At 65.8% G+C, this 24,005-nt stretch carries 19 protein-coding genes and 1 tRNA gene; 6 read left to right on the top strand and 14 right to left on the bottom strand.

Annotated features, from left to right (window positions below; all coding sequences use genetic code 11):
* Positions 1-79 precede the first annotated feature (79 nt).
* The 3 genes from LAO51_11235 to LAO51_11225 all read left to right on the top strand — a co-directional run bounded on the left by LAO51_11235 (position 80) and on the right by LAO51_11225 (position 2,477).
* Positions 80-1,111 (top strand): alpha/beta fold hydrolase, encoded by a 1,032-nt coding sequence (locus LAO51_11235; GenBank protein MBZ5639311.1) that lies wholly within the window; start codon positions 80-82, stop codon positions 1,109-1,111.
* A 10-nt stretch (positions 1,112-1,121) separates the two neighbouring features.
* Entirely contained in the window at positions 1,122-2,312 is a 1,191-nt protein-coding gene (locus tag LAO51_11230) for an aminopeptidase (GenBank protein ID MBZ5639310.1), read from the top strand.
* 91 nt (positions 2,313-2,403) lie between these two features.
* A tRNA-Ile gene (locus tag LAO51_11225) sits at positions 2,404-2,477 on the top strand.
* Positions 2,478-2,808: 331 nt separating this feature from the next.
* Here the strand turns inward: LAO51_11225 and LAO51_11220 are convergent.
* From LAO51_11220 to LAO51_11170, 11 genes are all read right to left on the bottom strand, one after another.
* Complete coding sequence (locus tag LAO51_11220) at positions 2,809-4,701, bottom strand: ATP-binding protein (GenBank protein MBZ5639309.1); 1,893 nt, start codon at positions 4,699-4,701, stop codon at positions 2,809-2,811.
* A 255-nt stretch (positions 4,702-4,956) separates the two neighbouring features.
* On the bottom strand, positions 4,957-6,417 hold the full coding sequence (locus LAO51_11215) for an ATP-binding protein (protein MBZ5639308.1): 1,461 nt from the start codon (positions 6,415-6,417) through the stop codon (positions 4,957-4,959).
* A gap of 562 nt (positions 6,418-6,979) precedes the next feature.
* Positions 6,980-7,516 (bottom strand): hydrogenase maturation protease, encoded by a 537-nt coding sequence (locus LAO51_11210; GenBank protein ID MBZ5639307.1) that lies wholly within the window; start codon positions 7,514-7,516, stop codon positions 6,980-6,982.
* 3 nt (positions 7,517-7,519) lie between these two features.
* A complete protein-coding gene (locus LAO51_11205; protein MBZ5639306.1) occupies positions 7,520-8,806 on the bottom strand; it encodes a Ni/Fe hydrogenase subunit alpha in 1,287 nt (428 codons plus the stop codon).
* Positions 8,799-9,578, bottom strand: coding sequence for an oxidoreductase (locus tag LAO51_11200; protein ID MBZ5639305.1), 780 nt, complete (start codon positions 9,576-9,578; stop codon positions 8,799-8,801). The genes LAO51_11205 and LAO51_11200 overlap by 8 nt, the downstream gene beginning before the upstream one ends.
* Complete coding sequence (locus LAO51_11195; protein ID MBZ5639304.1) at positions 9,578-10,426, bottom strand: FAD/NAD(P)-binding protein; 849 nt, start codon at positions 10,424-10,426, stop codon at positions 9,578-9,580. Before LAO51_11195 ends, LAO51_11200 begins: the two co-directional genes overlap by 1 nt.
* A 5-nt stretch (positions 10,427-10,431) precedes the next feature.
* Positions 10,432-10,887 carry a cyclic nucleotide-binding domain-containing protein gene (locus LAO51_11190; GenBank protein ID MBZ5639303.1) on the bottom strand — a complete coding sequence of 152 codons (456 nt, stop codon included), beginning with the start codon at positions 10,885-10,887 and terminating at the stop codon, positions 10,432-10,434.
* Between the two features lie 10 nt (positions 10,888-10,897).
* Positions 10,898-12,112 (bottom strand): 4Fe-4S dicluster domain-containing protein, encoded by a 1,215-nt coding sequence (locus tag LAO51_11185; GenBank protein ID MBZ5639302.1) that lies wholly within the window; start codon positions 12,110-12,112, stop codon positions 10,898-10,900.
* Between the two features lie 40 nt (positions 12,113-12,152).
* A complete protein-coding gene (locus LAO51_11180; GenBank protein ID MBZ5639301.1) occupies positions 12,153-12,395 on the bottom strand; it encodes a hypothetical protein in 243 nt (80 codons plus the stop codon).
* Between the two features lie 41 nt (positions 12,396-12,436).
* Positions 12,437-14,737 (bottom strand): nitric-oxide reductase large subunit, encoded by a 2,301-nt coding sequence (locus tag LAO51_11175; GenBank protein MBZ5639300.1) that lies wholly within the window; start codon positions 14,735-14,737, stop codon positions 12,437-12,439.
* On the bottom strand, positions 14,734-15,369 hold the full coding sequence (locus tag LAO51_11170; protein ID MBZ5639299.1) for a sigma-70 family RNA polymerase sigma factor: 636 nt from the start codon (positions 15,367-15,369) through the stop codon (positions 14,734-14,736). The genes LAO51_11175 and LAO51_11170 overlap by 4 nt, the downstream gene beginning before the upstream one ends.
* A gap of 203 nt (positions 15,370-15,572) precedes the next feature.
* Between LAO51_11170 and LAO51_11165 the strand changes: the two genes are divergently transcribed.
* Genes LAO51_11165 through LAO51_11155 form a run of 3 tightly spaced genes read left to right on the top strand, consistent with a single transcriptional unit; the run spans position 15,573 to position 19,346 of the window.
* Complete coding sequence (locus LAO51_11165; GenBank protein ID MBZ5639298.1) at positions 15,573-16,772, top strand: FAD-dependent oxidoreductase; 1,200 nt, start codon at positions 15,573-15,575, stop codon at positions 16,770-16,772.
* Between the two features lies 1 nt (position 16,773).
* Entirely contained in the window at positions 16,774-18,057 is a 1,284-nt protein-coding gene (locus tag LAO51_11160; GenBank protein MBZ5639297.1) for an ADP-heptose--LPS heptosyltransferase, read from the top strand.
* The gene (locus tag LAO51_11155; protein ID MBZ5639296.1) at positions 18,057-19,346 is read left to right on the top strand and encodes an NAD(P)/FAD-dependent oxidoreductase; all 1,290 of its coding nucleotides are present in this window, start codon (positions 18,057-18,059) and stop codon (positions 19,344-19,346) included. The genes LAO51_11160 and LAO51_11155 overlap by 1 nt, the downstream gene beginning before the upstream one ends.
* 554 nt (positions 19,347-19,900) lie before the next feature.
* On the opposite strand, the gene glgP is transcribed toward LAO51_11155, so the two are convergent.
* The 3 genes from glgP to LAO51_11140 all read right to left on the bottom strand — a co-directional run.
* A complete protein-coding gene (gene glgP, locus LAO51_11150; GenBank protein MBZ5639295.1) occupies positions 19,901-22,447 on the bottom strand; it encodes an alpha-glucan family phosphorylase in 2,547 nt (848 codons plus the stop codon).
* On the bottom strand, positions 22,444-23,808 hold the full coding sequence (locus LAO51_11145) for an alpha-D-glucose phosphate-specific phosphoglucomutase (protein MBZ5639294.1): 1,365 nt from the start codon (positions 23,806-23,808) through the stop codon (positions 22,444-22,446). The genes glgP and LAO51_11145 overlap by 4 nt, the downstream gene beginning before the upstream one ends.
* On the bottom strand, positions 23,795-24,005 hold a 211-nt coding region (locus LAO51_11140), incomplete at its 5' end, for a hypothetical protein (GenBank protein ID MBZ5639293.1). The genes LAO51_11145 and LAO51_11140, both read right to left, overlap by 14 nt.

The following is a 24,005-nucleotide window of genomic DNA, read 5'->3' as shown; positions in this document are numbered from 1 at the left end:
GCGATTCCGGAGTCCCCGCCCGGGCGTATCATGCCCCGGGGCGCCGCGCGCCCCGAAGGAGGCCGCCATTCGCACCGCCATCCTTGCCGCGTTGCTACTGGCCGTCGCCGCGACGGCCCTGCCGGCCCAGGCCGCGGAGCCGGACGGCGCCCAGGCCGACCTCGAGAAGCGCGTCGCAGCCATCGAGAAGAAGCTCCAGGCGAGCGGGGACGACATCGAGGTCCTGACCAAGAAGGTGGACGACCTGCTCTGGTTCGCCCGGGTCGGGGACGTCGCCGACGTGGACAAGATCTGGTACCCCAGCGCTCCGAACCCGAAAGGGGAGGAGACGTACGGGATCAAGAACGAGCGCCACCCGTTCAAGGTCTGGGCGTACGTGTTCGTCCCGAAGAAGCTCGACCGGGAGAAGAAGCACCCGCTGCTGCTCTTCCCGCACGGCGGCGTCCACGCCGACTTCGACACCTACTGGACGCACATCGTGCGCGAGCTGATGGACCGCGGGTACGTGGTGGTCGCCCCGGACTTCCGCGGCTCCACCGGGTACGGGAAGGAGTACCGCGAGGCGATCGACTACGGCGGCCTCGAGGTGGACGACGTGGTCGCGGGGCGCGATTGGGCGGTCGACACCCTGCCGTTCGTGGACCCAGGCCGGGTCGGCATCCTGGGCTGGAGCCACGGCGGGCTCATCGCGCTGATGGCCGTGTTCGACCACCCGGACAAGTTCAGGGCGGCGTACGCCGGGGTGCCGGTCTCGGACCTCCTCGCGCGGATGGGATACTCCGACGAGGGGTACCGCGCGGAGTTCTCCGCGCCCTACCACATCGGGAAGACCGCCAACCAGGACGTGGACGAGTACCGGCGGCGCTCTCCGGCCTGGAACGCCGAGAAGCTCAAGACGCCGCTCCTGATCCACACGAATACCAACGACCGCGACGTGGACGTGGTGGAGGTCGAGCACCTGATCCAGGCGCTCAAGGCGGCGGGCAAGGACTTCCAATACAAGATTTACAAGGACGCGCCGGGAGGACACAGCTTCAACCGGTTGGATACGCTGTTCGCGAGGGAGTCGAGGAAGGAAGTCTACGAGTTCCTGGCGAAGTACCTCAAGTAAGGAGCGCGGCATGATCGAGCCCGTCATCGCGGCCCAGGACCTCGAGACCTGGGCCTCGATCCTCCTCGACCACTCCCTCGGCGGCATCCGCGCCGAGGACCGCGTGATGATCAAGGGAGAGCGGATCGGCTGGCCCCTGATCGAGATCCTCGAGCGCCGCGTCGTCCAGGCCGGTGGCGTTCCCGACGTGCTGCTCGTCCCGCCGAACAACGACCGCGGCCGCGTCTGGTCGGCGGGCGTGGCCCGGCACGCGACGCCGGAGCAGCTCGCGCGGGTTCCCGACTGGCACCGCGCGCGCTACGAGTCGTTCAACAAGTACGTCGAGGTCCTCGGCGCCGAGGACCCGTCGCGCTTCCAAGGGCTCGATGCCGCCCGGGCCCAGGCGCTCGCCACCGCCGACCGCCCCTTCGCGAATCTCAGGGTCGGGAAGCGGTGGGTGCTCACGCTCTACCCGACCCCCGCGATGGCGACGTTCGAGGGAATCGACTTCGACGAGTACATCCGCTTCGTCGTCGGCGCGTCGGTCACCGACCCGCGCCCGCTCCGCGACGCGGAGGAGAGGATCGCCCCGCTCATCCGCGACGGCCGGCGCGCGACCGTAGTGACGGAGGCCCTGGACGGGCGCGAGCTGACGCTTCTCCTCGACATCGGCCCGTCGCTCCCCTCGATGTCGTTCGGCCTCAGCAATCTCCCCGACGGCGAGGTGTACACCGCCCCTGTCGCTTCGGGGACGGAGGGGGAGATCTACCTCGACCTTCCGAACTCGCACGCCGGGAACGACATCCGAGGGATCCACCTGCGCTTCGAGCGCGGGCGGATCGTGGACTACCGCGCCGACGCCGGTCTTGAGCGCCTCCGCGAGATCGTCGAAACCGACGACGGCTCGCACCGCCTCGGCGAGTTCGCGCTCGGCATGAACCCCGGCCTCACCCGCGTCCTCAAGCACCCGCTCTTCGTGGAAAAGGTCGGCGGCACCCTCCACATTGCGATCGGCGCCAGCTACGAGCAGAGCTTCGTCGAGGATCCTGCGTCCGACGAGGGGAAGAGGCGCATCGCGGAGCTGGTGGCGGCCGACGTCATCAACCGCTCGGCGCAGCACGTGGACCTCGTCGTGGATTTCCGGCCGGGAGGTTGCGGGCGGAAGGTGATGATCGACGGGACGGAGCTGGCCGTGCGGGACGGGGTGTGGGTGGTGAAGTAGGAAGCAAGGGCGGCGGCCCGGCATCCGCGGGGACCTGCGGAGCCGGTCCGTTTCCGCCGAGCGGTCTTAGAATGGTCGGAATCGGTCTTGCGCCCCCATAGCTCAGTAGGTTAGAGCGGCGGACTCATAATCCGTTGGTCGCAGGTTCGAGTCCTGCTGGGGGCATTCCTAAATGGTTGATACCGAACAGATTGGTGTTTCGCCAGCAAGAGCGTCCGGACGAACTCTACGCAGAGTCTACGCATCCGCCATCGAATCTGACGGGAACAACGCCCCACCCAGTCCGAACGGCCACTTGGAAGTGTTTGGCACCCAGCGACTTCCGGACCGGGCTCTGCGGGGGCCGAAACGAGACCAGCGGACCAAAAGTACGCTGGTCTGAGATTCGGGTGTACGCTCCAAAGTTATTGTCCCGGCGGCACTTGGCGATGAGACGAGGAACTCGTTCGCCCAAGACCCGCGGATTCTGAATCCGCCTCATCGACCCACCCTACGGTCACGCCTCTTCGACTGACCGACGCTTCTTCTTCCGCTCGTTTAGATTCCGATCCGCATAGGCCGCGACCTCGACGAGCTGCTCGAGCGGTCGTTCGAGCCTGGGATCCTGGCTGCTCCGGAGCACGACCTCTTTCGCGAAGAGCATCGCGAGGTAACGGAGCTTGAGCGCAGGCCTGCCTTCAATCGCACGGTACTCGCGATGGCCGGTGTTGACCTGCCATTTCCCATCGACAAGACGCGAGCGCCAACCGCTCCCCGGCTCGTTGACAAAGTCGGGTTCGGGGATACCCTCGTCGGAACGCGTCGAGCGAATCTCGTCGACGACGACGACCTCCGCGTCGGCGTGCGCCTCCGTTCGTCCCGACCTCACCTTAACTTCGATCCGCCCTTCGGCCTCACGTTCGGCCGCGTGCAAGACGACGCGCCCGGTGGATTCGTGCTCGAGTCTTCCCACGTCGCCCGTAAGAGCCCATTCGAAGATCGCAGGCTCTTCGACGGGACGGCCTGCTGCATCGAGGGCATGGACCCGAACACGTCGCCTGCCGGAGCACTCGACGCGCACGGGCGACGGCGTGAGCCGCGCGTGGTCGAGGGGACCGGCGGGGAGAAGTTCACCGAGGGGAATTCGTGCAGCGGCGCGTTCAGGGCCATGCTCGTCATTCTCCCCATCTTCTTGCACCGCGCCACCGGCGCCGCCCGTCCCCGCGCCCCCGGGGCCGGCGCCGCGGTCGTCGTTCGATCGAACGGGGAGCATCTCGTACCGCGGCCGCTGCTTATAGAAGTCTCGATAGGCGCGCTGCAGGTCGCGGATCAGGAGCCGGTCGTTTTCCGCCGTCCGCCTGCGCTCGAGGCTGTCGAGAGCTGCCGTAAGGAGTGGCTCGATCGTCCCGAGCGCCCTTGCGAAGGCCCCCGCGGCCTCGTCCGCCAGAACGCCGCGACGGCTCCCGGGGGCCACGCGGAACGCGGGGAAGTCGAGAAGCCCGGTGAGTCGCGCGTCCGTCCACGGAGCGCGATCGAGCCCGAGGAAGGAAAGCTCATGGAACGACTCGGCGACCAGAGTCCCCGCAGAATACACGGCGAGCCCCCGCGCTTCGGAGCCGTCCTCTTCTCCCCCGGAAAAGTAGACCTCGAGGCGCACGGGAGGATGACCGGGCACGTCGAGCCGGGCCAATCCCTCGACCCGCTCGCCGAGGAAACGCGGCGGACGAACCGGGATGATCTTCTGCGCTCGTCCCCGCGACATGCGGTCCTCGACCACGAGCTCCACGTCGCGAGAGAGGAGCTGGCCGCGTAGCTCCGAGGCGAGATAGTCGGCGGCCCGTCGACCGATCAGAGCGTTTAGCGCATCGCGGTGGAGCCCGGCGACGACGATCTCCGTCCAACGCTCGTTCAGCTCGAGTCGCGAGCGAAGCGGCTCGACGACGAAATCGGGCCGGTCGCGGTGGAGGATCAACCGATGCGGCCGATCACCGGGCACCGCGCTTCGCATCTCGAGCATCTCGCCGAGGCACCAGAAGCCGAGCAACCCGATGCCGTACTGCCCCTGGGTCATGAGCGTCAGGCGCTCCTGCGGCGAGAGCTGACACTTGCGGCTGTGGCCGATGTGCGTAGCGATGTACTGAAGGGCCTCACGGCGAGCAAGGTCGGGGATCACTCCCTCACCGTCGTCCAGGATTCGCAGGCACGGCCGGCCGCGCTCGCGGACACGCGTGACGCGCACGCGATGCGCACCGGCATCCAGGCTGTTCTGGACCAGTTCGGCGAGAGCCTTTCGCGGGTCGGGCTGGCTGTAGGCGAGCCAGCGGATCAGCTCGAAGGGATCGTGCGCCCGGACCTTGCCTCGGACGACGTCCTTCGGCCGGCGCGATGGAAGGCCGTGCGCTCTCCGCACTTCTTCGGATCCCCCGTTCCCGCGTTCCATTGGAGTACGCTACCACACGCCGCGAGTCCGGCTCCCTCGATCTCGCCGGGCCCCGTCGTCCAGAGGCTCTGTGCGCGCACCGCGATGAGATCGCCGCTGGCTAGAAGGCGGCAGCGGACGGCGCGATCCTTGACGGGCAGCGGGACCAGTTCGACGCATGCGCTCAGGTCAGTGTCGTTGGCAACCACCGGAAGCTCCAGGAAACGGCCAGGAACCCTGTCAGCCTCAGAAGAGCAGCAGAAAGTCCATCAGGGGAACGCAGAGAATCCGCTCCTTCGTTCTCCACTCGTAGTGATCCCGCGTCACGAGAATGCCCTGCGGAGCGCCCAGGCGCTCGAGGTAGACCTTGAGGCCGCGAAGGTCCTCGGGGTCGATCTTTCGTCGATACTTGACCTCGATCGGGAGGGTCGTGCCGTCGGTGCGTTCGGCGACGAAGTCGACTTCGAGGAAGGAGGTCCTGCGGTCGCCCGGCTTCTCGTAGTCCTTCCAGAAGTAGGTGCGCAGATCCACGTCGCGCATGACGCCCTGCGCGAGGGTCTCGACGAGGGGGCCGAGAACGGCCGGGTCGCCCTCCGCGAGCGACGGCGCGCCGCGGAAGATCGCGTTGCGAACCCCGAGATCGGTCAGCGTGATCTTCGCTGGCACGCGCACGGACTTCCTGCGGGTGAGGGGGTATCTGCGGAACTCACGGATGAGGAGGGCATCGGCGAGATAATGGAGATACCGGCCCACCGTCGGCTGCGTGGTCTTGAAGCCCGCGGCGTTTGCCTCTTGCGTGAGGAACGGCTGGGATACTTCGTTGCCGGTCAAGCGCGCGATCGAGAGGTAGAGGTGGCGCAGTAGGCCAGGGTCCTGCACGGGAAACACATCCGGAATGTCTGCTCCCAGGACGTTTTCGAATACGGTCTGGACGAGGTAGTCCGCCCACACGTCGTCGTCAACCTCGCCCGAGTGGAGACGGGGGTACCCGCCGCGGTTGTAGTAGCGCTCCAACCTCCTGAAGAGGGAGAGCCTTTGCTGGGGTTTCAGACGGTGGAGCGTCTCCGCGACCTCCACGACCCGTTTGTCGAAGGCATCGGTGAATCGGAGCCTGGGAGGCAACGCCTGAGCTAGCTCCGGCGCCCACGCTTCCAAGACATCGCGGAAGAGGAAAGGGGGGAGCTCGGTCGAGAACGCTCGTCCCGCGAGGCTCTCTCTCCCCCCCTTCGCTACCAGGACGCTCGACGAACCGGTCAGAAGAAGCCGCACGGGGAATGTATCGACGAGATGCTTGACTACCTCATCCCAGCGCCGTAGCTTGTGAACCTCGTCGAGGAATACGTAGGGTGCAGGTCGCGTTCCGAGCTTCCGCCCACGAATGCTCTCCGCGAACCAACGAACGATGCCGAGCAGCCCGCCCGGGCATTCCCGCAAGATCTCGAGGTCGAACCGTACGAACAAGATCTCCCTCGGAGCCGTCCCGTGTTGAAGGAGCAGGTCTTGAACGATCTGATGGACCCCTGTCGTCTTTCCGACCTGGCGCGGCCCTCGAATCACCTCGATGAGTTGCCCGCGGGCGACGAGACGCTTCTCGATGTCGAGGATCGCGCGGCGGCGATAGGCGGGCGGCTCCGGCCGCACGACCGTCGGGTACTCCCACCAGGGGTTCATGTCCCGAAGGACGCCGATGGCTTCGTCGGGGATCACGGAACCCTCCGTACAAGTTAGAAATATGAATTTAGCTTGTAGCAGGTTCCGTTCTGCACGTCAATAGACCCGTTCAAGCCCCGCCGTCGGTGTCTCCGGTCTTCTGGCGGCGAGGAAGAACCGGCGCACAGGAGGCGGCGCCCCACTCTACGCATACTCTACGCGCCAGCATGGAAACCGTGGACACCGGTGGAAGCGGTGGACAAGAAAATGGGCGCCGTTTCGGAAAAAGCTTGAAACGGCGCCCTCGAAATTTTCCCTCATAATCCGTTGGTCGCAGGTTCGAGTCCTGCTGGGGGCATTGCCCGCAACTCTCAGTCCGTGAGGCACTTAGCGAGGAACGCGTCGGCCTCGTCCGAGCCAGACCAGCGGATTTTGAATCCGCTGGTCGCGGCCTCGATAGGCGTTACGTCAGTTCCTCAGGAACGATCGACAGAGGGGAAAGGCCCCGTCCATCACGGAGACGGCCAGCCGCGATAATCGCACGGACTTGCCCCGAAACGAACGCGCCCTGTCGTTTTCGCAGGGAGGGTTGACGGGCGAAAGCGACAGTGGGGGGCTCTCAGTCGCCGAGCATGCCCATGACCGCGCCGGCGGCGCGCGGGACGGCCCGAGCCACCGCGGGGGATAGCCCAAAGCTGCGATCCATCGGGCGGGCGATGCTAACGCCCACGATGCGGATCGAGGCGCTGACCCGCTCCGGGGAGAGAATCCGCGCGAGATCGACCGCCTGGCGCACGCTCATCCCGTGGGACGAGACAGGCGTCGTCCGCGCCTCGTCGAGGATCTCGACGGGGATCTCGCGAACCGTGCCGGGAGGCTCCTCGCCCACGAACGCGTCGATCAAGATCACCGCTCCGTCGCACTGAAGAAGCGAGATCAGCTCCGTCGCGTCGGCCGCCTCGCAGAACTCCACGCCGCGCTGTGGCCCCGCACTTTCCAGGCTCCCGGACGAGTCCCCCGGCCCCGAGCGTTCACCAGCGGCCCCGTCCCTCGGGCCGGCATTCCGCGCGGCTCGGGTCAGGTGATCCAGCACGGCCGGACCGACGCCGTCGTCCCCCGCCGCGCGCTGGCCGATCGCGATGACGCGGGTGCGCACGGCTTACTCCCGGTCGATACGCAAACGCAGGAAATGGGTCGCGCACGAGATGCAGGGGTCGTAGTTGCGGACCGACTGCTCCGCCAGCCATGTCGCCTCAGCAGCCGGCATCGTGGCGAGCCGCGGCGCGATCGTGAAGAGATCCTCTTCGATGCAGAGCTGGTTCTGCGAGGTGGGTGGCACGATCTTCGCGTCTTCGATGATCCCCTCACCGTCGGTCTTGTACCGATGGTAGAGGATCCCACGCGGGGCTTCCGTCGCGCCGCGACCCGTGCCCGCGCGGACGGCATGAGCGAGCCTCGGCTGCTCCGGAGGCTCGTAGGCCTCGATGATCGCGATCGCCTCGGCGAATGCGTGCACCGTCTCGACCGCCCGGGCGAGGAGGCTCTTGAAGGGGTTCAAACACGGGACCCGAAGTCCGATCACTTCGGCGGTCTCGCGCGCAGCGACGGACAGGTGCTCGAAGTTGAGGTTGATCCGCGCGAGGGGCCCGACGAGGTAGGCCCCCCGACCCTTGATCCTCGAGTGCAGCGCGTTAGACCGCGCCACGTGTTCCTCCTCGAAACGGGTGTCGAACTCGCTCACGGGAATGTCCAGCCCCTTGCTCGATACGATGCGCCCATCGTAGATCGCGTACTCACTTTCGTGACGCAGCGCGATGAACTCGTAGTCGCGCTCGAACTCGGGGAACTTCAGCCCCGCCATGAACACGGCCGCTTCCCGCATCGCTCTCCTGGACCACTCGAGCTCGGGAAGGAGCTGGCGCAGCTGCGCCCGCGACGGCGCGCGGAAGAAGCCGCCCACGCGCACGTTGATCGGATGAATCTCCCGGCCTCCGACCATTGAAACGATCGCGTTGCCCGCCTTCTTCATCCGGAGGCCGTGCATCACCGCCTCCGGATGGTCCCTTGCGAGCTCGATGGCATCAGGGTAGCCGAGGAAGTCCGGGAGGTGGAGCATGAACATGTGCAGGACGTGGCTCTCGATCCATTCGCCACAGTAGAGAAGTCGGCGCAGCTCGCGCACAGGCCCTTCGACCTCGATGCCGAGAAGATCTTCCATCGCCCGACACGCGCTCATCTGGTAGGCCACGGGGCAGATTCCGCAGATGCGCGCGGTGATGTCGGGCGCTTCGTGATACGACCGCCCGCGCAGGAAGGCCTCGAAGAACCGAGGCGGTTCGAAGATACGCAGCTCGACGTCCTTCGGCTGGTCGCCCTTGAAGCGGATCGTGAGCGCTCCTTCACCCTCGACCCGCGCCAGGTAGTCCACGTGGATCGTCCTAGCCATGGCGCTCGCTCTCACTCTTGAAGGCTGGCGACCCCGCGTTGAAGGTCCGGAAGACCCGTCCTACTTCGAACCACGTCATGCCCAGCGCAAGGAGGTGATTCGCGAGCGGCACCGTCCGAGGAATGTCGTTGGGGCCGAAGCAACCGTAGCACCCGCGGTCGTACCCCGGGCAGAGCGCGCCGCAGCCAGCGTGCGTCACGGGGCCGAGGCAAGGAGTGCCGGACGCGACCATCACGCAGATCGTGCCGCGCAGCTTGCACTCGATGCAAACGCTGTGCTCGGGGACGTTCGGCTTGCGGCCGTTCAGTAGCGCGGCGATCACCTCGAGAAGCTGGTTCTTGTCGATCGGACAACCGCGCAGCTCGAAGTCGACCGCGACGTGATCCGCGATCGGCGTGGACCTGCCGAGCGTGTGGATGTACTCGGGTTTCGCGTAGACGACCGCCACGAAGTCCTCGACGTTGCGGAAGTTGCGGAGCGCCTGAATGCCCCCGGCCGTCGCGCAGGCCCCGATCGTCACGAGCTTCTTGGACAGCAGGCGGACCTCACGGATCCGCTCGGCGTCGTGGGCCGTCGTGATCGACCCCTCGACGAGCGAGAGATCGTAGGGTCCCTTGACCACGGCGCGCGAGGCTTCCACGAAGTTCGCGATCTGGACGGCGTCCGCTATGGCAAGCAGCTCGTCCTCGCAATCGAGGATGCTGAGCTGGCAGCCGTCGCAGGAGGCGAACTTCCAGACGGCGAGCTTGGGCTTCTTCGCCGGCTTCGTCATCAGATCTCCCGGATCCCAAGGAGGCGTGCGACGCGATCGAGGCGGAAGACGGGCCCGTCCTTGCAAACGAAGTAGGGTCCGAACTGACAGTGCCCGCACGAACCGACGCCGCATTTCATGTTGCGCTCCATCGAAACGAAAACCTGCTCCTCGCTGACGCCGCGCTTCTCGAGCTCACGCACCGTGAACCGCATCATGACCTCGGGTCCGCAGATCATCGCGATACAGCTCGCCGGATCGAGGTCAGCCCTGGGGATCAGAGCCGTCACGACACCGACCTGGCCGTACCAATCCCGCTGGGCCCGGTCGACCGTCACCAGGACCTGCGCATCGAACCGCCCGCGCCACTGCTCGATCTCCCTCGCGTACAACAGGTCACCCGGCGTCCGCGCGCCGTAGAGGATCACTAGGCGGCCGTAATGCCGTCGGTGCCGGAGAAGCTGGTAGATCGCAGGCCTGAGGGGAGCGAGCCCGATCCCGCCGGCGACCACGATGACGTCGCGTCCCTTCGCCTCATGGAGGGGCCAGGCCGTCCCGTAGGGCCCGCGGACGCCGATCTTCGCCCGGCGCCGGAGGCGTTGTAGGGCTTGCGTGACCCCCCCCACGGCGCGAATCGTATGGATCAGCTCCTCCGGGCGTTCCGGATCACCGCTTACGGAGATCGCCGCCTCCCCGAGGCCGAAAACGTAGAGCATGTTGAACTGGCCCGGCGCGAAGCCGTGGCCTTCGCCGCGGCCGCTCGCCCCGAGCCGCAGCGTGAAGGTGTCGTGCGTCTCGCGGGTCGTGGCCAGAATCTCACGGGCTTCGGGCACCATGGGTCCAATGCCGGCCGTGGCGATCGCGTTCATCGTTCTCAGACCTTGTAGACGTCGAGACGCTGCATTCGCACTCGCTCGAGACGCTGCAGTATCTGATGGAGCAGCCTCTTCATGAATGCGTAGCCGATGTCGTGGTCCTCCTCGAGCTTGGCCCTCAGACACGCCCCGTCGAACGCGATGGCCCTCACGGTCTCCAGGGCGCGCGCGTCGTTGGCCCGTCGGTGGGGAGGATAGAGCCACGACCACCCGAGAACGTCGCCCTCGAGGATCGTCTCGACCTGCAACACTCCCTTGCCGGGGACGTGAATTTCGAGGGCGACCCTCCCACTGCGGATCAGATGGAACGTCCTCGCCTCTTCTCCCTCCCGGAAAAGGAACTCGTTCGGATCGAAACGGACGTTCTTGGCGCACCCGACGATGAACCGGATCTGATCTTCCGACAGGCCTTCAAGAAACGGGTGCTCTCTCAGAATAAGTTCGAGCGTTTCCATGGTCTCGTCCTCACTGCTTCTCTGAATGAGGGGTCTTCCTCATCGTGGCTCGCATGGCCGCGGCCTCCTCGGTGATGTCGATCCCGACGGGACACCACGTGATGCACCGGCCGCACCCCACGCAGCCGGAGGTGCCGAACTGATCGATCCACGAGGCGAGTTTGTGCGTCATCCATTGACGGTAGCGAGCCCTGACCGAAGGCCGGATGCTTCCGCCGTGGATGTAGGTGAACGCGGTGGCGAAGCAGGACTCCCAGCGCCGCAGGCGCTCCGCACGGCTGCCGGCGAGATCGGTCACGTCCTCGACCGTCGTGCAGAAACACGTCGGGCAAACCATCGTGCAGTTCGCGCAGCTCAGGCATCGGTTCGCGACATCGTCCCAGCGCGCGTGCTCGGCGCTCTCGTAGAGCAGCCTCTTGATCTCGCGCGTGTCCAGCGCCCGGCCCATCCGACTGGCTGCGCCCACCATGGCCGCCTCGGCGGCGGCGAGGTCCTGCTGGCTCGCGCGCCTCGCCTCGACCCGCGAAAGCAGGGCGCTCCCCAGTTCGCTCCCGACTTCGACAACGAACCGGTGTTCTCCGTCAGTAAGCAACTCGGTGAGAGCGAGATCGAACCCTTGCGTCGCGCGGGGACCCGTGTCCATGGAGGCGCAGAAGCAGGTGCCGCCGGGAACGGTGCAGTTCACCGCGACAATGAAGATCCCTTCGCGTCTCGCGACGTAATGCGGATCGACGTGCTCACCCTGCCTCAACACGCGGTCCTGGACAGCGACAGCGGCTAGATCGCAAGCGCGAACCCCGACCAGCGCGAGCTCGCCCGGCGGCGTGTCGTCCCGCATCTCGCGCGCTCTTCCGCCCGGTTCCTCGGGCTCGTGGGTCATGACGACGAACCCGTCGCCCTCGCGCCTCGCGCTGAACAGTCGCAGCATCGGGGGTAGGAAGCACTTCTTCAGGGAATGCGGTCCCACCGTGTAGCCGAACAACGCCTCGTCGTTTCTTCGTTCCAGCCGGTAGCGTCCAGGCGCTTGAGCGTCCTTCCATCCCGACGGCAGATCCTCGAGATCCCCGATCTCGTCATAGACGACCGCGCCGTCGCGGATCGTTGGCCCGGCGAGTCGATAGCCTTCGTCTCGCAGCGCTCGCATCAGCGCAGCTAAATCGTCTCTTCGAAGAACCCATGGATCGGCACTCTGCCTCGTCGGCGTCACTGCGGTGCCCCCCACCATCTCCAATCGGAAGGCCGGGTGCCCGGTCTCATCAGCGTTCCTACCCGCTCACATTATCGCAGAACTTGCGCATGTCGCTGTTGACGTGAACCGGCGCGCTCGCTCCTTCCGCGCCGGCCTTCGTCATCGTGTAGAGCACCTCCGTTGCGATCTCGTGCCCGATTATGCCCGGCCGCAACATCGCCCGGACCAGGTTCATTCCGAACGCGGCAATGGACTGGGCCTCGCGCAGACGCTCATCCGCCCGCGGTCGAAGGCCATCGCCCAGTTCTCCGAAGCGCAACAGTGCTGAAGCCCGACGCGAATACCGCCCCCGGCGATCGATCAATGGAGTCCGGAACTTGCGCCTGCTCGAAGGGTTCCCACGTAGGAGCGGACCGCCACCCACGCGATCGGCAGGACTCCAACGATCAGGAAGGTCATGTCGCCCACGATACGGAGCCATTCCAGCTTGTGGTACGTGCCTCCCATGAGGAACTCGAGGCGCCGAGCGTGCCAGTAACCATTGGCGACGGAATCCCAGAGCTGAAGGACACCGGCGGGAAAGAGGTCGAGCACGACCATCAGCCCGAGGCCGACGTTGAGGCCCCAGAAGCCGATCCTGACGAATCTCTCCGATCGGCTCCAGGCGGCGTCCGTCTGGATCGCGCGAACGCAGAAGACCACGAGGGCCAGCGCGAGCATGCCGAACACGCCGAACATCGCGGCGTGTCCGTGGTTCGGGGTCAGGGTCGTCCCGACCTCGAAGTACGAGACGATGGGCAGGTTGATCAGGAAGCCGAAGACGCCAGCGCCGACGAAGTTCCAGACCCCCACCGCCATGAGGAAGTAAATGGCCCACTTCTGGGTGGCGGCGAGGTCCTCTCCGCAATGCTCGCAGCGCTTGTCCTTGAGCCGGATGAAGTCCCAGGCATCCAGGGTCAAGAGCGTGAGGGGAACGACTTCCAACGCCGAGAAGAGCGCACCGAGCGCCATGGTCGCGGCGCCCTGCCCCGTGAAGTACCAGTGATGAGCCGTGCCGACGATGCCACCGCTCAAGTACAGGATGGCGTCCAGGTAGATGACCCGCGTGGCGGTCTTGATGCTCACCAGACCCAGATGCGTGAACATGACCGCGACAAGAACCGTGGCGAAAAGCTCGAAGAACCCTTCCACCCAGAGGTGGATGATCCAGAATCGCCAGTTGTCTATCACCGCGAAGTTCGTGCGCGGACCGTAGAAAAGCGCGGGGAGGTAGAAGACGGGGATGGCCACCGCCGCGTAGAGGAACAACGACGACAGCTCCGACTTGGCAGGGATCTTGAAAGCGGGCTTGAGGGCTCGGAACATCAGGAAGAGCCACAGGACGAGACCGGCCGCGAGAAGGACCTGCCAGAGCCGTCCCAGATCCAGGTACTCGGAACCCTGATGGCCGAGCCAGAACCACAGATTGCCGAGCCGATTGTTGATTCCCAGATACTCACCGCCGAGGCTTCCGAGAACGACGACGACGAGAGCGCCGAGGAGCAGGTTGACGCCGAGCTTTTGTCCTCGCGGCTCCGCCCCGCCGATCCACGGAGCCAGGAAGAGGCCACCGGCGACCCAGGCCGTCGCGATCCAGAAGACGGCGAGCTGCAGGTGCCACGTGCGGAGCAGGTTGTACGGGACGGCGCGGCTGATGTCGATTCCGTAGAACGCTCCCGACTCGACGCGGTAATGCGCGATGGCGCCGCCCACCAGCGTCTGGAGCAGGAAGAGAAGGCCGACGACTGCTAAGAACTTGGCGACCGCCACCTGACTCGGAGTGAGACCGGGAGGTCGTGACGGCGGCTCCTGTGCGTGGACTTCTCCGTGTCCACCTTTCCATCCGAGATAGTCGAACTTGCCGAAGAAGAGAAGAACTAGACCGAGCCCGCCCAGGAGCGTCACGAGGCTGAGAGCGCTCGAGACGTAGGCGGCAGTCGTCGGCCGGTTGCCCGCGAGCGGCTCGTACGGCCAGTTGTTGGTGTACGAATAGTCCTTGCCGGGACGGTTCGCGACCGTGGCCCAGGTCGCCCACGCGAAGTAGGCGCCGAGCGCGTTGAGCTCGTCCGCGTTTTTGATGTAGCGCGGCGGGAGCCCCGGAGCGGCTCTCTCGCCGCCGAAGTAGTTGCTCCACTCGACGAGCTGGCTCCTGTAGGTGGCGACTTCCCCTGGCGAGAAGACGAGTGTTCCCGTTGCAGGGTCGTAGCGGTTCTGCTTGAGCGTGCGCGCCGTCTCCGCGGCGACCTCGGACTGGAGCGCAGCGGGAAGCCGCGCCGACGGGGCGCCGGGGCTCGATTGTGCGATCGTGCCCCGCACCGTCTCGGCTAGGCGGTGCAGGTACTTCGCCGTGTAGTCCGGTCCGAGGTAGGCCCCGTGACCCCAGATCGTGCCGTGCTCCATGAGAGCGTACTTGAAGAAGACCTCTTGCCCTTTCTCGACGTCCTCGGCGGTCATTACCAAGTTGCCGGCTTCGTCCACGAAGCGGCGCGCGATCGGCGGCGCGCTCCTGTACGTCTGGACCGTCATGTAGGAAAGGACCGCGAATCCGACGACCATGACGACGATTGCCCCATGTCTCCACCAGGGAGAGAGGCCGTCGCTGCTGCGCGGTGAGTCGTTCATCGCCCCCTCCTTTTGCTTTCGCGTGCGGACCGGTCCACTCCGGCCCACGGCTCGACCGGCACGATCTTACCCCCGAGTGACGCGCACGAGCCCCCTCTGCATGCTTCACCGACCGGCGACGGCTGTCGCGAGCCGGGGCGACCTCGTGGAGGCCGGCGGCCGGCCCGCTCGAGAAGGTCGTCCCGCAGCATGGCCCGCGCGCGGTGGAGCCGGACCTTCACCGCCTCCTCGCGGATGCCGAGGCTCGCGGCCGTTTCCGCGACGCTCAGCCCCTCGACCTCCCGCAGCACGAACACCGACCGGTAGATCGGCGCGAGTCCGGAGACCGCCTTTTCCAGGAGGTCTCGGACTTCGCGGCCCAGCACCTGCTCGGCCGGGCGCGGACCACTCGAAGGGAATCGGTCCATGGAATCGGTCTCCGCTTCCTCGTCGTCCCCGTGCACGAGATCCGCGATGCGGCCTCGACGGCGCGCCCGGGCGAGCGCCTCGTGAACCGCGATCCGCGTCAGCCACGAGGAGAACTTGGCCCGTCCTGCGAACTGCCGCAGGTTGACGTAGGCCCGGACGTACGCATCCTGCATCACGTCCTCGGCCTCGTCAGCGTCGTCCACGAGGGCGCTTGCCGCATTCACGTTGGCTTCCCTGACCGAGGTCCGGGAGGCGAGATCGGTCGCGTCGGAGGAGCTACGGCCGCGGACCGACACACTTCACGGCGTCGGCGCGAAAGCGTGAGATGCGGTGGAATGAGGAATACCATGAAAGAGGTCATTCTCCCGCTCGCACGGCCGAGGCGATGGCGCCCGCCATCGAGCCGGCCGCGCGACGAGGAGGCCCGATGCCACACGACAAGTACCTGATCATCGGTGCCGGCATGACAGGGGACGCCGCCCTCCACGGGATCCGCGAGGTGGACCTCGAGGGTTCCATCGCGGTGATCGGCGCCGAGGCGGATCCTCCCTACGACCGCCCGCCCCTCTCCAAGGCGCTGTGGAAGGGGCAGCCTCTGGACAGCGTCTGGCGCAGCGCGGAGGGGCTCGGCGCCGAGTTCCATCTCGGGCGGAAGATCGTCGCCCTGGACGCGGCGGGAAAACGCGCGACCGACGATCGCGGGACCGTCCACACCTTCGAGAAGCTGTTGCTGGCCACGGGGGGCACGCCCCGGCGCCTCCCGTTCGGCGACGGCCGGATCAACTACTTCCGCACGCTGGCGGACTACCGTAACCTCCGCGCCTCGTCCGAAGGGGGTCGTCGGTTCGCGGTGATCGGCGGAGGTTTCATCGGCTCCGAAATCGCGGCGGCCCTGGCGATGAACGGAAGGGAGGTGACGATTCTCCTCCCTCATGAGACCATCGGCAGCCGCGTGTTCCCCCGCGAACTGGGCCTCTTCCTCAACGCCTTCTACGCGCAGAAGGGGGTCCGGGTGCTGATCGGGCACACGGCCATCGGTTCGGCACCCCAGGGCGAGCGGCTGCGGCTCGAGGCCAAGGCTGTCGGCAGCGCGAACATCGAGACGATGGTCGTAGACGGTGTCGTGGCCGGAATCGGCGTCGAGCCGAACTCGGAGCTGGCCCGGACGTCGGGGCTCGAGGTGGACGGCGGGATTCACGTGGACGAGGTGCTACGGACGAGCCACCCGGACATCTTCGCGGCGGGCGACGTAGCGGCCTTCCGCAACCCGGCGCTCGGCAAGAGGATCCGGGTGGAGCACGAGGACAACGCCAACACCATGGGCCTCGCCGCGGGCCGCGCCATGGCCGGAGCGGGCGAGCCTTATCGTCACCAGCCGTTCTTCTACTCGGACCTCTTCGAGCTGGGCTACGAGGCGGTCGGTGAGCTGGACGCGCGTCTTGAGGTCGTGGCCGACTGGAAGGAACCGAACCGCGAGGGTGTGCTGTACTACCTGGAGAATGGGCGGGTGCGAGGCGTGCTCCTGTGGAACGTATGGGGACAGGTCGAAGCGGCGCGCCGGCTGATCGCCGAGCCGGGGCCGTTTCGCCCCGCCGACCTCGAGGGACGCCTTCCGGAGGAACACTGACGTGGAGGAAGCCGACGACCGCGGCTCGTTTCACCCGCGCGGGAGGGGAGGCCGCGCATCGGGACAGGCTCCGTCGCGCCGCGGGCCCCTGTCGGGCGCCGCGGTGCTGGTGAACGGCCACTGGGTGACGACGCCCTTCTGCCTCGAGCACGCCTCGCCTCCGGGGGCCCGGCTCGCACCGATCGGCGGGACCCTCGGTCCGACACTTGTGCGCGTCGAGGAGGTCGGACGCGCGGGTGCGCCTCGGGACCTCCACATCATCAACGCGATGGGGGTCGCCGTCGGGGACTCGATCGTCGGCCTCCAGGCGCTCCATATCCTGAAGCGACGGTATCCCGGCCTCCGGCTCCATGTCTATCGCTCGCCTTACACCCCCGAGCTGAACGGCCTCTACCGGCGGATCCCGTTCCTCGCGACCGTCGCGGAGTTGCCGGTGACGCTCGACGCCTTCTCCGGCGGTCACGTCGTCGACCTGGCGGACTTCATGTTCCGGCCCGCGTTCGCGCGGCTACCGATGATCGACTACTTCCTCACGGCGCTGGGGCTCGACCCCGTCTCGGTCGATCCCTCCGACAAGAACCCCGACTGGCTCTCGGAACTCCGCCATCCCGTCCTACCGCCCCACCCGGACTACGTCCTGTTCTGTCCGAACGCGAGCACGCCCTTGAGGAGCATCCCATCCCGGGTGCGCCGGGAGATCGTCGAAGCAGTGTGCCGGAACTGGCGCGGCATCGTGCTCGGATTCGGTCCCGTGGAGCATTCTTCATATCGCGACGTTTCCCCGTTGTCCCCGAACCTCGAGACTTATCTCGCCTGGCTGTGCGACGCCCGAGCGGTCGTGTCGACCGACACGTCGGCCGTCCACATCGCCGCGGGCTTCCGGCGGCCCACGTTGGCCTACTTCGTGTCCATCAGGCCGTCGCTCCGATCGGCCTATTACCCCACGGTCTCGTCGGTCGACCTGGTCCACGAGGCGCTGAACGGTCGTCACTCGAGCGACGACGCCGGGCAACTCGCGCTGCTCGCCCGCTGCTGGGACGACTATATCGGTAGCGGAATGGCGGCCCGCGACGTCGATGAGTGGTTCGGCTCTGGGTACGGCGCCTACACGGCCAGCAAGGCAACTTTCGGCATGATGACGCAGACGCTCGCACAGGAAGCGGCACCGCGCGTCGACCGGCCGGGCGTGTGCCGCCGCGCCGAGGATACATTGCGAGTCTCGAGCCGGCACGGTTCGGGCGGGAGAAAGCCCCCGGGCGGTGAGGGACCCGGATCACCAGCATGATGCGCACGAGCCAGGTCCGTTCCGGCGGGCAGGGTGCCGTCGACAGAGCTCCACACGTGGTGATCCTGGGCGGAGGCTTCGGCGGCCTCTACGCTGCGCGCGCCCTGCGCCGCGCGCCGGTAACGGTGACGGTGATCGACAAGCGCAACCATCATCTCTTTCAGCCCTTGCTGTACCAAGTGGCAACGGCTGCCCTGAACCCGAGCGACATTGCAGTTCCCATTCGTCGAATCCTGCGGCGGCAGCGGAATACGTCGATCGTTCTCGCCGAGGCGAAGGCCCTCGATGCGAAACGCCACCGGGTCATCCTTGCCGACGGCGTCGTCGAGTACGACTTCCTCATCGTGGCAACCGGAGTGACGCATTCCTACTTCGGCCACGACGCGTGGTCGCGCCACGCGCCAGGTCTCAAGACGATCGAGGACGCGCTCGAGATCAGGAGGCGCATCCTCCTGGCGTTCGAGGCGGCCGAGCGTGAGGACGATCTCGACAAACGGCGCGGCTGGCTCACATTCGTCGTGATCGGGGGAGGTCCGACGGGAGTCGAGCTCGCCGGGGCTCTCGGCGAGATTGCGCGGCATGTTCTGAAGCGGGATTTCCGGCGGATCGACCCGACCACCGCTCGCATCCTGCTCGTGGAGGCGGGACCCCGGATCCTCCCGTCGTTCTCCCACGGGCTCTCGAGCAAAGCCGTTGAGACTTTGGGTCACCTCGGCGTCGAGGTCGCGACGCGGTCCCCGGTGACAGCTGTCGACGAGAGGGGGATCCTCATCGGTGGGGCCCGGATCGAAGCCCGCACCGTCGTCTGGGCGGCCGGAGTCGCAGCTCCGCCGCTCGCGCGCTCGCTCGGAGTGCCGCTCGACCACATCGGAAGAGTACTCGTCGGGCCCGATCTCACGGTTTCCGGACAGCCGGACGTATTCGTGATCGGCGATCTCGCTGCGATCGAGCAGGACGGACGACCCCTTCCTGGCGTGGCTCCCGTGGCGATCCAGCAGGGGCGGCACGCCGCGGCCAACATCGTCCGAGCGCTCCACGGTCTCCCGCACACCGCTTTTCGCTATCGGGACCGCGGAAACCTCGCCACCATCGGACGCGCGGCCGCGGTCGCGGAACGCCGAAGCGTCCGTGTCTCGGGTTTACCGGCGTGGCTGCTTTGGCTCGTAGTCCACATCTTCTGGCTCATCGGGTTTCGAAACCGATTTCTCGTCTTGGCGGAATGGGCATGGGCCTACTTGCGCTACGAGCGCGGTGCCCGGCTGATCACGGGGGATTCGCGGATCCCGTGAGGCGGTACGACGAGCCGGCGGGGAGGGTTTCCTGCGGGGCGCCGCAAACGACCGTGTTGTGCGGGATCGATACTCCGGGTGACGGGCACGAGATGATCATGCGAGGCGCACCTTCGAAATCCAACTGGCGGGGATGCAGTAGCACCTGCCGGCGAAGCCTTGGCCGCCGGCGATCAGCGCTGGCCCATACCGGACGGCGCGAGGGAACACGGGTCGGGGATCGGCGGCTCGGGTCGTAGCCTGCTTCACACATTCCGTCGCACTCCCGCGCGGCGGCCAAAGTTTACGCAGACTCTACGCAACAGCATGGAGACGGTGGACAAGGAAATGGGCGCCGCTTCGGAAAAAGCTCGAAACGGCGTCCTCGAGATTTTCCCTCATAATCCGTTGGTCCCAGGTTCGAGTCCTGGTGGGGGCATTCTCAAGTCGTTGAGAATCGGTCACTTGGCCAAACGCAATCGAAGTCGTCCGGAACAACTCTACGCTGAGCAATCTCAGAAACGCTCCAGCGCGGGCACGTTCCTCGTGTCGCCTCAAGGTGCGGGTCCAGCGCGTCACCGCTGCCACAGGATTCGTGCATCTTCCAGTGGGATCGCGACGCCGTCGCAGTGCGGTACAAGTCGCGGCGTATAGTCCGCTGCCGCGCGGACCGCAGACACAGCCGCACTGTAAACATAGCCGCACGACGCACCGGCCAGTTGGCGACCTCGCATCATCTCGTGCCGCAGGGGCGGACGGCCCATAACGCCGTCGGCGCAAAGCTCTACCCGCACCGCGTTTGGGTCGAGATCATTGAGCCAGACCTGGACCTCGAATTCGTGCTGCTCGCCACGAGTCTCGACCTTCACTTCGCCGAAGTGCACCTTGGCCCAGTTCTGCTCCAGACTGCGCTGCCAATCGACCATTTGCCTGCCGATTGCGCCCTTATTGGCAAGACGCAAACGGTAGGCGGCAGCGGCCGGCAGGTAGTGTTGCTCTGTGTACTCGCGCACCATGCGGTTGGCGCAGAAGCGCGGCGTCAGCCGCGCCATGCTTTCCCGCATCCGCCTGACCCATGCGGTGGGAATGCCGTTCGCGTCTCGGGCATAAAACTCCGGGATCACCTCGCGCTCGAGCAGGTCGTAGAGCGCGTCGGCCTCTTCAGCGTCCCAAGCGGGATCGTCGCCATGTTCCTGGCCGTCCCCCAACGCCCACCCCACTTCAGGCGTGTAAGCTTCGGCCCACCAGCCGTCCAGCTCCGACAGATTGATGCCTCCATTAACCAGCACCTTCATGCCGCTCGTTCCGCTCGCCTCCCAGGGTCGCCGTGGCGTGTTGATCCAGACGTCCACGCCCTGCACCAGGTGCTCGGTCAACAGCATGTCGTAGTCGCTCAGGAAGACGATGTGGGCTCGGGTGTCTGGTTGGCGGATGAAAGTTGTCCATTCATGGATCAAGGCCTGTCCCGCCCGATCCTCCGGATGGGCCTTGCCGGCGATGATGAGTTGCACCGGACGCTCAGGATCAGCCAAGAGGCGGAGCAAACGTGCCGGATTGTGCAGCAAGAGGTTCGGTCTCTTGTAGGTCGCGAAGCGGCGCGCGAAGCCCAGCGTCAATGCGTTGGGGTCAAGAAGATGTTTCGCCTCGTCAACTGCCTGGGGCGAGGCGCCTGTGGAGATGAGTTGCCGGGACAATCGTTCGCGGGCGTATTCAACGAGAGACTTGCTGGCGGCGGTACGGAATTGCCAGAGCCTGGCATCGGAGACACGGCGAATGTCCTGCTCCAGGGTGGTCGCGGTCCCCAGCCAGCGGTCCTTTCCGCAGGCTTCCGTCCAAAGATCGTCGGCCGGGGCCGAGTCCCAGGTGGGCATGTGGACTCCGTTGGTCACGTGTCCGACCGGTACTTCGTCCTCTGGCCAGTGCGGAAAGAGCAGCTCGAAGATGTGCCGACTCACCTTCCCGTGCAAGCGACTCACGCCGTTGACCGCCCCGCTTCCGCGGATTGCCAAATAGGCCATGTTGAAACTCTCCGACGAGTCGTCTGAGTTCTGGCGGCCCAGGGCCAGCAAATCGTGGACTGTAATGCCGAGCTTTTCGTCGGCGTACCGCCCGAGGTATTGCTCGATGAGATCCGGAGCGAAGCGGTCAAAGCCTGCAGCCACTGCCGTGTGGGTGGTGAAAAGGTTCCCCGCTCGAGTGACGGCCAGCGCGACTTCGAAGGGCTGCGCGGTTTCTTGCATGAAACCGCGGGCGCGTTCCAACACTGCAAAGGCCGCATGCCCTTCATTCAGATGACAGATTTCCGGCTGGATCCCAAGCGCGCTGAGCAGTCGCCATCCGCCGATTCCGAGGAGAAGTTCCTGCTTGAGGCGCAGCTCCGGCCCGCCGCCATACAGCTCGCTGGTAATTCCTCGATGAGCGGGGAAGTTCGCCGCGTCATTGCTGTCCAGCAGGTAAAGCTTGACTCTGCCGACCTGGACCTGCCAGGCGCGCAGCCAGACCGAGTATCCGGGCAAAACGATCTCCAACCGCAGCCACTCCCCGTTCGGGTGGCGCAGAGGCGTGATCGGCAGCTGCCCAGGGTCGTTATACGGGAAGAGAGCCTGTTGCACTCCGTCCTTGTCGATCACCTGGCGAAAATAGCCTTGCTGGTAGAGTAACCCCACGCCGACCACGGGCACGCCCAGATCGCTGGCGGCCTTGAGTTGATCGCCGGCCACATTGCCAAGCCCGCCCGAGTAGATGGGCAAGGCCTCGCTCAACATGAACTCCATGCTGAAATAGGCGACGCAGGTCAGGGAAGTCCGCGGATGGTTCTCCTGAAACCACGCGGAGGCCTGCGACGATTGCCGATGAGTCTTGACCAGGTCATCCACGTGCTTGCGGAAGGCGGGGTCGGCCAGCACGCGCTCGATCTGGTCTCGGGAGACGGTCTGGAGGACGACCCAGGGGTTGCTCGTGATCGCCCAGAGGTCGGGATCAAGCTGTCGCCACACCTCGTCCGTAGCGTGATTCCACGACCAGCGCATGTCCAGGGCGAGTTCCGCCAAAGAATCGAACCCCTCGATTTCGGTGGGTAGGAGGTTGTAGATCGGGTGGCTGACGCGGGTTATGTTGCTCATGACTTCTCCCTCGGAGCCGACGCGGCCAGAGCATCGCCGACGATCGCCTGCGCTTCCTCCACGATGCGGCGCAGATGATCCGCTCCCCGGAAGCTCTCGGCATAGATCTTGTAGATTTCCTCGGTCCCGGACGGACGCGCCGCGAACCAACCGCTCTCCGCCAACACCTTCAAGCCGCCGATGGGAGCGTCGTTGCCTGGCGCGCGGGTGAGGATGGCCTGAATTCTTTCCCCGGCCAGATCCGTGGACCGGACCTGCTGCGCCGAGAGTCCCTCCAGAATCTCCTTCTGCTCGGGCGTAGCCGTCGCGTCGACGCGGTCGTAAACAGGCTCGCCGAACTCGCGCGTGAGTTCGCGGTAGATCTCGCCGGGATCGCGATCCATCCGCGCCGTGATCTCCGCCGCAAGCAAAGCCGGGACGACTCCGTCCTTGTCCGTCGTCCACACACTGCCATCCAGACGGACGAACGACGCACCCGCGCTTTCTTCGCCGCCGAAGCCAAGCGAGCCGTCGAGTAGGCCATCGACGAACCACTTGAAACCGACCGGCACCTCGTAGAGCTTCCGGCCAAGCTTCGCTGTGACGCGATCGATCATCTGGCTGCTCACCACCGTCTTGCCCACCGCCGCCCCCTCGCCCCAGTTTGGCCGGTGTCGGAAGAGGTAGAAGATGGCGACCGCAAGGTAGTGATTCGGTGGAAGCAGCCCCGTGCTCTTGGTGACAATTCCGTGCCGGTCATGGTCCGTGTCGCAGGCGAAGGCGATCTCGAAGCGGTCCTTCAGGCCGATCAAGCTCTGCATCGCACAGGGCGAGGATGGGTCCATGCGGATCTGGCCGTCCCAGTCCACCGTCATGAAGCGGAAGGTCGGATCGACTTCCTGGTTGACGACGGTGAGGTTCAACCCGTACCGCTCGGCAATCGGACCCCAGTAGTGGACCCCGGCGCCGCCGAGCGGATCCACGCCGAGGCTGATCTTCGCCCCGCGAATGGCATCCAGATCGATCACATTGCCGAGATCCCTGATGTAGGCGTCCAGGTAGTTATGCCGGTGCGTCGTGGAAGCGTGCAGAGCTTTCTCGAAAGGATATCTCTTCACCCTCCGCAGGCCATTCTCGAGAAACTCGTTCGCCTTCGATCCGATCCAGTCGGTGACGACGGATTCCGCCGGCCCTCCGTTCGGAGGATTGTATTTGAGCCCGCCGTCCTGGGGAGGATTGTGCGAGGGCGTGATCACGATACCGTCAGCGAGCCCCGTCTTGCGCACGCTGTTGTACGTGAGAATCGCGTGGGAAATGGCAGGGGTTGGCGTGTATTCATCGCTTTCCGGGAGCATGACTTCCACTCCGTTAGCCCGGAATATTCACGAAATCTGACAAAACAAAAGCCTCCGCGTGGTAGAAAGCAGTTGCCACACCGTTTTCCGCCACAAAGGAGGCTTTCGCGTGACGCAGCCTACCACAACAGAGTGCTTGCTGTTTCCTGATCTTCTCCGCAGGCCCGTCATCGCCTGTTTCGACGTCGATCACGGCAGCTCGGACGGTGGCGCGATCCTGCTCA

The organism is Terriglobia bacterium, from assembly GCA_020073205.1.
Classification (GTDB): Bacteria; Acidobacteriota; Polarisedimenticolia; order Polarisedimenticolales; family JAIQFR01; genus JAIQFR01.
The sequence above is the reverse complement of the archived record's forward strand: the minus strand, read 5'-3'. Positions and strand labels throughout refer to the sequence as shown.